General features: G+C 66.1%; 9 protein-coding genes. 4 read left to right on the forward strand and 5 right to left on the reverse strand.

All coding sequences use genetic code 11. The features are described from left to right. The first annotated feature begins 97 nt into the window (after positions 1 to 97). Together ACTXG9_RS18675 and ACTXG9_RS18680 are read left to right on the forward strand one after the other, a co-directional pair. On the forward strand, positions 98 to 676 hold the full coding sequence (locus ACTXG9_RS18675; RefSeq protein WP_019658887.1) for a GNAT family N-acetyltransferase: 579 nt from the start codon (positions 98 to 100) through the stop codon (positions 674 to 676). A gap of 110 nt (positions 677 to 786) precedes the next feature. Beyond that, positions 787 to 2,283 carry a S10 family peptidase gene (locus ACTXG9_RS18680; protein ID WP_180832953.1) on the forward strand — a complete coding sequence of 499 codons (1,497 nt, stop codon included), beginning with the start codon at positions 787 to 789 and terminating at the stop codon, positions 2,281 to 2,283. Positions 2,284 to 2,684: 401 nt separating this feature from the next. On the opposite strand, the gene ACTXG9_RS18685 is transcribed toward ACTXG9_RS18680, so the two are convergent. Together ACTXG9_RS18685 and ACTXG9_RS18690 are read right to left on the reverse strand one after the other, a co-directional pair. Continuing rightward, complete coding sequence (locus tag ACTXG9_RS18685) at positions 2,685 to 3,806, reverse strand: inorganic phosphate transporter (protein WP_019658889.1); 1,122 nt, start codon at positions 3,804 to 3,806, stop codon at positions 2,685 to 2,687. A gap of 13 nt (positions 3,807 to 3,819) precedes the next feature. Then, positions 3,820 to 4,446 carry a DUF47 domain-containing protein gene (locus ACTXG9_RS18690; RefSeq protein WP_004152833.1) on the reverse strand — a complete coding sequence of 209 codons (627 nt, stop codon included), beginning with the start codon at positions 4,444 to 4,446 and terminating at the stop codon, positions 3,820 to 3,822. A 292-nt stretch (positions 4,447 to 4,738) separates the two neighbouring features. On the opposite strand from ACTXG9_RS18690, the gene ACTXG9_RS18695 reads away from it, so the two are divergent. Further along, the gene (locus tag ACTXG9_RS18695) at positions 4,739 to 6,043 is read left to right on the forward strand and encodes a hemolysin family protein (protein WP_005416017.1); all 1,305 of its coding nucleotides are present in this window, start codon (positions 4,739 to 4,741) and stop codon (positions 6,041 to 6,043) included. Then, on the forward strand, positions 6,027 to 6,686 hold the full coding sequence (locus tag ACTXG9_RS18700) for an exopolysaccharide biosynthesis protein (RefSeq protein WP_111103058.1): 660 nt from the start codon (positions 6,027 to 6,029) through the stop codon (positions 6,684 to 6,686). Before ACTXG9_RS18695 ends, ACTXG9_RS18700 begins: the two co-directional genes overlap by 17 nt. Before the next feature lie 141 nt (positions 6,687 to 6,827). Here ACTXG9_RS18700 and ACTXG9_RS18705 read toward each other — a convergent pair whose 3' ends face one another. From ACTXG9_RS18705 to uvrA, 3 genes are all read right to left on the reverse strand, one after another. Then, positions 6,828 to 7,553 (reverse strand): hypothetical protein, encoded by a 726-nt coding sequence (locus ACTXG9_RS18705; protein ID WP_021203120.1) that lies wholly within the window; start codon positions 7,551 to 7,553, stop codon positions 6,828 to 6,830. 90 nt (positions 7,554 to 7,643) lie between these two features. Further along, on the reverse strand, positions 7,644 to 8,051 hold the full coding sequence (locus ACTXG9_RS18710; protein WP_019659297.1) for an acyl-CoA thioesterase: 408 nt from the start codon (positions 8,049 to 8,051) through the stop codon (positions 7,644 to 7,646). Further along, the coding region (gene uvrA, locus ACTXG9_RS18715) for an excinuclease ABC subunit UvrA (RefSeq protein ID WP_457654811.1) at positions 8,051 to 9,840 on the reverse strand (1,790 nt) is incomplete at its 5' end. The genes ACTXG9_RS18710 and uvrA, both read right to left, overlap by 1 nt.

Here is a 9,840-nt window from a genome sequence, read left to right on the forward strand (position 1 = left end):
CGGGCAGCCGAGCATCGGCTCGGCTCTACAGAGATCCCACCCCCATCGGCAAACCCGGCGGCGCCATAATGCGCGTCCATCCGTGTGGACCAATGTATTGGCCAGCCACTCCCTGCTGTTTCCCGGCCTGCCGCTGCACAGCGCGCGCCTCGTCCTGAGCCCGATCCGCCGCGACGATGCGGCCGCCCTGTTCGCAATCCAGTCCGATCCGGACGTGATGCGGTTCTGGAACCATCCTGCATGGACACGACCGTCCGAGGCACGCGCGCAGATCGACGATGACCTGGCGGCACAGGCCACCGGCACCCAGCTCAAGCTGGCCGTGCGCGAAACGCTGGACGGCCCGTTGCTGGGCATCTGCGTGGTGTTTGCGTTGGACCGCGATGCGGCACGCGCCGAGATCGGCTACCTGCTGGCACCGGATCGCCAGGGCCAGGGCTACATGCACGAGGCCCTGCAGCAGGTACTGGCCTACCTGTTCGGCACCCTCCACCTGCATCGCGTGGAAGCCGAGATCGACCCGCGCAACGCACCCTCCGCGCACGTGCTCGAACGCCTGGGCTTCCGCCGCGAGGGAGTGCTGCGCCAGCGCTGGCGGATCCAGGGGGAACTGGCCGACTCGGCCGTCTATGGCCTGCTGGCCGATGACGAAGCGGCCGCCACCCTGCCCGCTTGACCCAATCTGGCCAGTAGCGGGCTCAACGCACGGCCATGCCTTTGGACACATACGACATGGGCCGCCACCGGCCTAGCATCGGAATCCCCTTCCGCTGCCCACCCGGTGCCATGAAGTCCCTGCTGCACACTGCCGCGCTCTGCGTCGGCCTGCTCATCGCCCCAGCCAGCGTGCTGGCCGCGCCTGATGCCGACGCCAAGCCCGATCCGAAAGACGACAAGACCGAGGCGTCTGCGTTGCCCGCAGACGCCTCAGCCCGCCAGAGCATGCGCCTGGCCGGCCGCACCCTGGACTACACCGCCACCGTCGGCACCCTGCCGGTACGCGATGCCAAGGGCAAGGTGATCGCCGATGTGGTGTTCACCGCCTATACGATGCCGGGTAAGGACCGGCCGGTGACCTTCGCGCTCAATGGCGGTCCCGGCGCGTCGTCGGTGTACCTCAACATGGGCGCGATCGGACCCAAGGTGGTGACCTTCGGCTCCGAGGGTGACAGCGCGTCGGCGCCGGCGACCCTGCACGACAACCCCGGCACCTGGCTGGACTTCACCGACCTGGTGTTCATCGATCCGGTCGGCACCGGCTTCAGCCGCGCGCGGATCGGCGACGATGAAGCGAAGAAGGCACTGTACAACCCCAGCGCCGACATCGAATACCTGTCACGCTCGATCTACGACTGGCTGCTGCGCAACCAGCGCATGGCGTCGCGCAAGTACCTGACTGGCGAGAGCTACGGCGGCTATCGCGGCCCGCGCATCACCCACTACCTGCAGACCCGGCTGGGCGTGGCGATGAACGGCCTGGTACTGGTCTCGCCGTACCTGAGCCCGACCCTGGAAGACAACGCCGATGTCTCGCCGATGGCGTGGATGCAGACCCTGCCGTCGATCGCCGCCGCGCACCTGGAGCGCCAGGGCAAACTGACCGATGCAGCGATGCGCGAAGTAGTGGAATACACCCGTGGCGACTACGCCACCGCCTTGATGAAAGGCCGTAGCGATCCGCAGGCAACCGAGGCGATGCTGCGCCGGGTGACCGAACTGACCGGCCTGGAGCCGCAGTTCGTGCGCCGTGCCGGTGGCCGCCTGGAAACGCAGGCCTACCTGCGCGAAGTATTCCGCGACAAGGGCACGCTGGGCAGCCGTTACGACTCCAACGTGACCGCGTTCGATCCATTCCCGAACGATCCGGAGCAGCGCGCCAACGATCCGCTGCTGGACAGCATCATCGCGCCGACCACCACGGCGATGGTCGACTTCGTGACGCGCGTGGTCGGCTGGAAGGTGGATGCGCGGTACCAGGCGCTGAACTACGACGTGAACCGGCTGTGGGACCGCAATGGCGAGCTGCGCGATGGCGCGGTGACCCAGCTGCGCCAGGCCGTGGCGATCGACCCGCACCTGCAGGTGCTGATCGTGCATGGCTGGAACGACCTGTCGTGCCCGTTCATGGGTTCGATCCTGACCGTGGACCAGATGCCGACGATGGGCAGCAATCCGGACCGGGTGCAGGTGCGCAGTTATCCGGGCGGGCACATGTTCTACAGCCGGGCCGACAGCCAGGCGGCGTTCCGGAATGATGTGAAGGCGCTGTTCCAGCGTAATTGATGGGTGGTGGCGGCCGGGCCTGCGGCCCGGCACCCGCTGGATCAACTGCAACTGCAGCTGCGACTGCAAAGGCCTGGATTCCGTGGGATGGCGGGGTGGGATGGGCAGGCGGGGGACGGCAAAAACTGCTCCTGCGTGCCTCGTAGAGCGCCATCCATGGCGCTCTGCGCCCCCGCCTGCCCACCCCACCCCGCCTTCGACAGTTTCCGGGCGCTGTTGGTAGGTGCCGACCGTTGGTCGGCACGGGGGTGGATCCCGTTGTTTGGCAACGGGCTCTGACCCTGGTTCTGCTCTGGTAGGTGTCGACCTTGGTCGACACGTTGTATGCGGAAAAATTCTTTGCCCATGAAAAAGCCCGCCTGATATGGCGGGCTTTTTCGTTTGCAACCCTGGCGTGGCGATCAGGTCCAGCCGAACAGTTCGAACAGCTTCAGGATCAGGTACGCACAGCCGCCGGCCGCCGGGATGGTCAGGATCCAGGCCCAGACGATGCGCTCGATCACGCCGAACTTCAGCGAACGCGGGTTCTTGGCGAAGCCGACACCCATGATCGCGGTGGAGATGCTGTGCGTGGTCGAGACCGGCATGCCGAAGTGGGCCGCCAGGGTCAGGATGGTGGCCGAGCTGGTCTCCGCGGCGAAGCCGTGGATCGGGTGCAGCTTGACCATCTTGTGGCCCAGGGTCTTGATGATTTTCCAGCCACCCGAAGCGGTACCGGCCGCCATCACCACCGCGCAGGTCAGCACGATCCACATGGCGATGCCGTCACCGGCGTGCGCGTCCGGGTGCATGAAGGCCAGCCAGGACGGGAGATCGTTCAGTGCGCCGGTGGCTTCGGCACCAATCAGGGTCATCGCGATGATGCCCATGGTCTTCTGCGCGTCGTTGTGGCCGTGGGCGAAGCCCATGTAGGCCGCCGAGGCGATCTGCGCCTTGCCGAAGAAGGCATTGACGATGCGCGGGCGGGCCAGGCGGCCGATGGCGCCACCGACCTTGGCCAGGCCGGCGATCAGCGCCCACAGCAGCACCATCACCACAATGCCGAGCAGGAAGCCGGCGATCGGCGAGGTGATCATCGGCACGAACACCTTCCACAGCAGGCCCTTGTTCTGCGCCCAGCTGCCCAGGCGCTCGGACCAGATCAGGGCATCCCAGTTGTTGTGGGCCGCAGCCAGGCCGGCGCCGCAGAGGCCGCCGATCAGCGCGTGCGAGGACGAGGACGGCAGTCCCTTCCACCAGGTGATCAGGTTCCAGATGATGCCGCCCAGCAGCGCGCACAGGATCACCTGCGGGGTGACTTCCACCACGTTGGTGTTGAGCAGGCCCGAGGCGATGGTCAGCGCCACCGCCGTACCGGTCAGCGCACCGATGAGGTTCATGAAGGCGGCCAGCATCACCGCCCAGCCGGGCGAGAGCACCTTGGTCGCCACTACGGTGGCAATGGAATTGGCAGTGTCGTGGAAGCCGTTGATGAACTCGAAGACGAGCGCGGCCAGGATCACTACCAGGACAAGGGTCAACATGCGGCGGCGTCCGTCAGCTGTTCTTCAACACGATCTGGTACGCCACCACGCCAGCCTCGCGGCAACGGTCGATGGCCTTTTCCAGGATCTCGAAGAATTCCTTCAGCAGGAACATCTGCAGGTTGTCCAGGCGACCGGAGTAGATGTCGCGGTACAGCTCAAGCATCAGGCGGTCGGCCTCGTTCTCCAGCGAGCGCAGCTTCTCGTTCAGCGCGGTCATCCGGTCCAGGTTCATGTGGCGCAGGTCGGCCACCATCTCCACCACCACGCCGGCGGCCTGCTCCAGCATCGCCGCGCGCGGCGCGAAGTCGATGTGCTCCAGGTGGGTCGTGGCCAGCGAATAGCGATCGGCGAACTTCTCGATCTGCTTTGGAATCTTGTACAGGGCCGAACCCAGCGCTTCGATGTCTTCGCGCTCGATGGGGGTCATGAAGCTGTCCACCAGCGCCTGGCTGATCTTGTCCGAGGCCGCGCGTTCGCGCAGGCGGGCCAGCTTGAAGGCGTCCAGCGCGGGCTGGCGGTCGGCCTCGCGCAGCATGGAATGCAGCGCCTTGGCGGCATCGGAAGCCGCGACAGCAGCCTCATCGAGCAGGGTGTAGAACTGTTTGCCGGAACCGAAAATGGTCTGCAGAGAGAACATTGAGAAACCTGTCAGCCGTCGCGGGAAGGACGGCACCAGAGCGAATTATGACGGCTAGATGACCATCACGGGTATCCCCGCGCCCTTTCCGGGCTCTGGGAGCCCCAACCTGAACAGGCGGTTGCCACCCTGCCACGCCCCTTTGCTAAGATGCCAGCGCGCCTTCAGGCGCACCTTATGGACGACGACCCTTATCCCCCTGCGCCGCGCCGGACCCCGTTCCTGAGCGCCTGCCGCCATCGCAAGCACCCGCCCTCCCTGCCACCAACCGGGGACGACGCCCGTGTTTGAAATGATCCTGATTGTCTTCGCGCTGGTTCTGCTGAACGGCTTCTTCGCCATGTCCGAGATGTCGGTCATGACCTCGCGCAAGAGCCGCCTGAAGCAGATGGCCGCCACCTCCAAGCGCGCCGCCAAGGCGCTGGAGCTGTCGGAGAAGCCGGAGAGCTTCCTGTCCACCGTGCAGATCGGCATCACCGTGATCGGCGTACTCACCGGCTACCTCGGTGGTGATGCGATCGGCGACGCGATCGCCGGCTGGCTGCAGGGCCTGATGCCCGGCTTTGCGTACGCGCGCGAAGTAGGCACCGCCCTGGCGGTCTCGCTGATCACCTTCATCACGCTGATCTTCGGCGAACTGGTGCCCAAGCGCCTGGCCCTGACACGTTCCGAGGCCATTGCCGGCCTGGTCGCGATGCCGATGAGCTGGCTGGCCAGGCTCGCCCTGCCCTTCGTCTGGCTCCTGTCCAAGACTACCCAGCTGGTGCTGAAGGTGCTGGGCCTGGGCAAGGACGAGGCCGCGCAGGTGACTGAAGAAGAGATCCGGATGCTGGTGGCCGAGAGCCACGAGGCCGGCGTGATCGACGCCCACGAGCGCGACATGATGAACCGCGTCATGCGCCTGGGCGACCGCACCGCCGACAGCCTGATGACGCCGCGCAACCGCATCGCCTGGCTCGACACCCAGGCCGGGCTGGAGCGCAATCTGGACATCATGGCCGAGCACGAGTTCTCCCGTTACCCGGTGTACCGCGACAACGACATGGACGTGGTCGGCGTGCTGGAGCTGAAATCGCTGGCCACGCGCATGGCGCGCGGCGACAACGCGCTGTTCCAGACCCTGCGCGAACCGCTGTACGTCTCCGAATCGACCCACGCGATGAAGCTGCTGGAGATCTTCCGCGAGGAACAGCAGTCGATGGCGCTGGTGGTGGACGAGTACGGCGAGATCCAGGGCCTGGTGACCATCAGCGACCTGATGGGCGCCGTGGTCGGCCGCCTGCAGGCGGTCGAGAATGCCGACGAGGACGCCCTGGTGGTGACCCGCGAGGACGGCTCGCTGCTGGTGGACGGCTCGCTGCCGATCGAAGACCTGCGCGAGCTGATCGGAAGCAACGACCTGCCCGATGCCGAGGACGGCGATTACTACACGCTGGCCGGCATGTGCATCCACTACTTCGGCCGCATCCCGCACGCAGGCGAGTACTTCGACTGGGCCGGCTGGCGCTTCGAGGTGGTCGACCTGGACGGTGCGCGGGTGGACAAGCTGCTGCTGCGCACGTTGTCCGACGAGCAGGCCGATGAGCTCACCGCCTGAGACCGGCCAGGGCCAGGGCGCTCAGCGCGCGGCCTACCGCAACGAGGGCATCCGCACCCTGCTGGAGATGTTCGCCTCCGGCGATCCCGCCGAGCACATGCCGCTCGGCCAGATCCTCAGCAACCTGCAGCAGAGCGCGTTCGGCGTGTTCCTGTTCGTGGCGATCCTGCCCTCGTTCATCCCGATCCCGGGCATGGGGGGGGCGGTCAGCGGCCCACTGGTGGTCCTGATCGGCCTGCAGATGCTGTGTTGCCTGCGCCGCCCCTGGCTGCCCGGTTTGATTGCCCGACGCGGGCCGAAGCGCGGCACCATGCACCGCTTCCTGGACCGTATCGATCGCCCGTTGCGGCGGCTGGACAGGATGCTGAAGCCACGCCTGCCGCAGCTGCTGACACCGCTGCCCGCACACGCGTTCACTGGCCTGCTGCTGGTGTTGCTGGGCCTGCTGCTGTCGTTGCCGATTCCGTTCACCAACTTCCTGTTCGGCTTCCAGCTGCTGCTGTTCTCGCTGGCGCTGCTGGAACGCGATGGTGCGCTGATGCTGTTCAACTGGATCGCCGCACTGGTGGCGATCGCGTTCTTCGGCTTCAGTTCGGGGCAGCTGGTGGGCTATACAGTGGAGCTATTCCAGCGCTGGTTCTGAAGCGGCATCCGGGAGAGCCGGCCGCTGGCCGACAACGGCTTCATCGATCTTCGGTGATGACCGATGTCCGGTATTGGTAGTGCCGGCCGCTGGCCGGCAGGACAGGAAATTCCGGCCAGCGGCCGGCACTACCGCAGGGTCTTACGACCAATCGTACGAGAACAGCACCGTGCGGCTCACCGGCTCATACAGCATCACTATCGCGTCGGCGCCGGTGGCGCACCAGTTGTAGCCAGCGACTTCGGCCACGGCGAAGAACTTGTGGCCGCCGTGGCGGATGATCGCCAGTTCGGCATCATCTGGAGCATGCCGGTCGTTGGCGGCGTCGGTGAATTCCAGGGTGAAGGCGGCCGGAATATCGGCTGTTTCGATCCAGTTGCCACAGGAAATCCGTCCACCCAGCGTATCCAGGTAATCGCGCTCGCTGGGCTCGTCCTTGCCATAGCGCGAGTAGCAGGCCAGGCGGCCGTGCGTGGCATGGTAGTCACGCGCCTTGGCATAGCTCTCGCGCATCTGCGCGATGTGTTTCCGCGCGTGCTTGTCATCCACCTGATCGCCGATGAAATAGCCCTCGTTGCCGAGGAAGCGCATCTGGTTGCCGGCGGTCAGCTCGAAGGCGATCCAGTTGGTGCTGGTGAAGTCGTTGTGGTGTTCTTCGGTGGTCTCGCCGATGCAGCCGTCGTACGGCTCGATCGGGCACAGCATCGTTGCCACCTGGCCGGCCAGTTCAGGGCGCAGCACACCGAGGTCGATCTTCAGCAGCGGCAGCAGATGCTGGGCGAGCCACGCCTGGTCAGCGGGGAAGACATCGGTAGGGAAGGGGACCATGCCGGGCAGCAGGTCGCGCAGTTCAGTCTGGTGGATCATCTCAGTCCTTTGAATGGGATCGGTAGTGCCGGCCGCTGGCCGGCATGCGCGAAGCATCTGGAGGTTGCCGGCCAGCGGCCGGCACTACCTTCAGGTGGAAGCGCTGCGGATCGCCTCCGGCAGCGGTGCGCTCCTGCCGGTCTGCGTATCCATCCAGACCACCACCACGTTGCCATCCGAGTACAGCTTCGAGTCGTCCTGCTGGTCGACGATGCGGTGGCCGATGGTCACGCTGCTGTTGCCCAGGCGCTCGACGAACAGCTCGACCAGGATGTCGTTGGGCCACACGATCGGCAGGCGGTAGTTGACGTTGGTCGCGGCCACCACCGGTGCGATGCGGTCGGTCATCGACACGCCTTCCACGCCCAGCATCCAGCGCACGCGCGCTTCCTCCAGGTAGGAAATGTACTTGGCATTGTTGACGTGGCCCATGCTGTCCATGTCACGCCAGCGCACGCTGATCGGGATGCGGGCCAGGATCTTGTGTTCGCTGCTCATCAGGCGTCCTTCTTCTTGCGGGTCGTCGCGGTCTTGCTGGTCTTGCCGGTGCTCCTGGCAGCCACCGCCTTCTTCGCCGGCTTCTCAGGCTTCAGCTTGCGTGGCGGACGGGCGTCGGGCTTGTTGGCCACCGCAGCCGGTTGCTCCGGGCGCGCGCTGGTGGAGGGCAGCATGCGGGCCAGGAACTGGCCGGTGTACGACTGCGGGCAGGCCGCCACATCCTCCGGCGTGCCGGTGACCAGGATGGTGCCACCGCGATGGCCGCCTTCCGGGCCCAGATCCACGATCCAGTCGGCGGTCTTGATCACGTCCAGGTTGTGCTCGATCACCACCACCGTGTTGCCTTCGTCGCGCAGCTTGTGCAGCACGCCCAGCAGCGCTTCGATGTCGTGGAAGTGCAGGCCCGTGGTCGGCTCGTCGAGGATGTACAGGGTGCGGCCGGTATCGCGGCGCGACAGTTCCTTGGACAGCTTCACGCGCTGGGCTTCACCACCGGACAGCGTGGTCGCGCTCTGGCCCAGCTTGATGTAGCTCAGGCCCACGTCCACCAGCGTTTCCAGCTTGCGCGCGATCGACGGCACCGGCTCGAACAGCTTCAGCGCATCCTCGACGGTCATTTCCAGCACGTCGTTGATGTTGAAGCCCTTGTAAAGGATCTCCAGCGTTTCGCGGTTGTAGCGCTTGCCGTGGCAGACATCGCAGGGCACGTACACGTCCGGCAGGAAGTGCATCTCCACCTTGATCAGGCCGTCGCCCTGGCAGGCCTCGCAGCGGCCGCCGCGCACGTTGAAGCTGAAACGGCCCGGCGAATAGCCGCGCGCACGCGCCTCCGGCACCTGTGCGAACAACTCGCGCAGCGGCGTGAACAGGCCGGTGTAGGTGGCCGGGTTCGATCGCGGGGTGCGGCCGATCGGCGACTGGTCGATGTCCACCACCTTGTCGAACAGATCCAGGCCATCAATCTCCCTGTACGGCGCAACCGGGTGCGAGGCACCGTTGATCTCGTTGGCAGCCAGCGAGAACAGGGTATCGTTGATCAGGGTCGACTTGCCCGAGCCGGACACGCCCGTCACGCAGGTCAGCAGGCCCGCCGGAATCGCCAGGTCCACGCCCTTGAGGTTGTTGCCGCTGGCACCGCGCAGGTGCAGCGTCATCTTCGGGTTCGGCGTGTGCCGGCGAGCAGGAATCTCGATCGCGCGCTTGCCGGACAGGTACTGGCCGGTCAGCGAGCGCGGGGCCTCCAGAATGTCCTGCAGGGTGCCCTGGCCGACGATCTCGCCGCCATGCACACCCGCGCCCGGGCCGATGTCCAGCACGTAGTCGGCCAGGCGGATCGCGTCCTCGTCATGCTCGACCACGATCACCGTGTTGCCCAGGTCGCGCAGGCGGGTGAGGGTGCCCAACAGGCGTTCATTGTCGCGCTGGTGCAGGCCGATCGACGGTTCGTCGAGCACGTACATCACGCCCACCAGGCCGGCGCCGATCTGGCTGGCCAGGCGGATGCGCTGCGCCTCGCCACCGGACAGGGTGTCGGCCTTGCGTTCCAGGGTCAGGTAATCCAGGCCCACATCGACCAGGAAGCCGAGGCGCTCACCGATTTCCTTGACGATCTTCGCGGCGATCTCGCCACGCCAGCCCGGCAGGCTCAGCTCGCTGAAGAACTTCAGCGCCTCGTCGATCGGCAGCACCACCAGCTCCGGCAGTGGGCGGTCGGCCACGAACACGTTGCGTGCCGCCTTGTTCAGGCGCGCGCCGTTGCACTCCGGGCACGGGCGTTCGCTGATGTACT

This window comes from Stenotrophomonas maltophilia group sp. LNF247, from assembly GCF_054083135.1.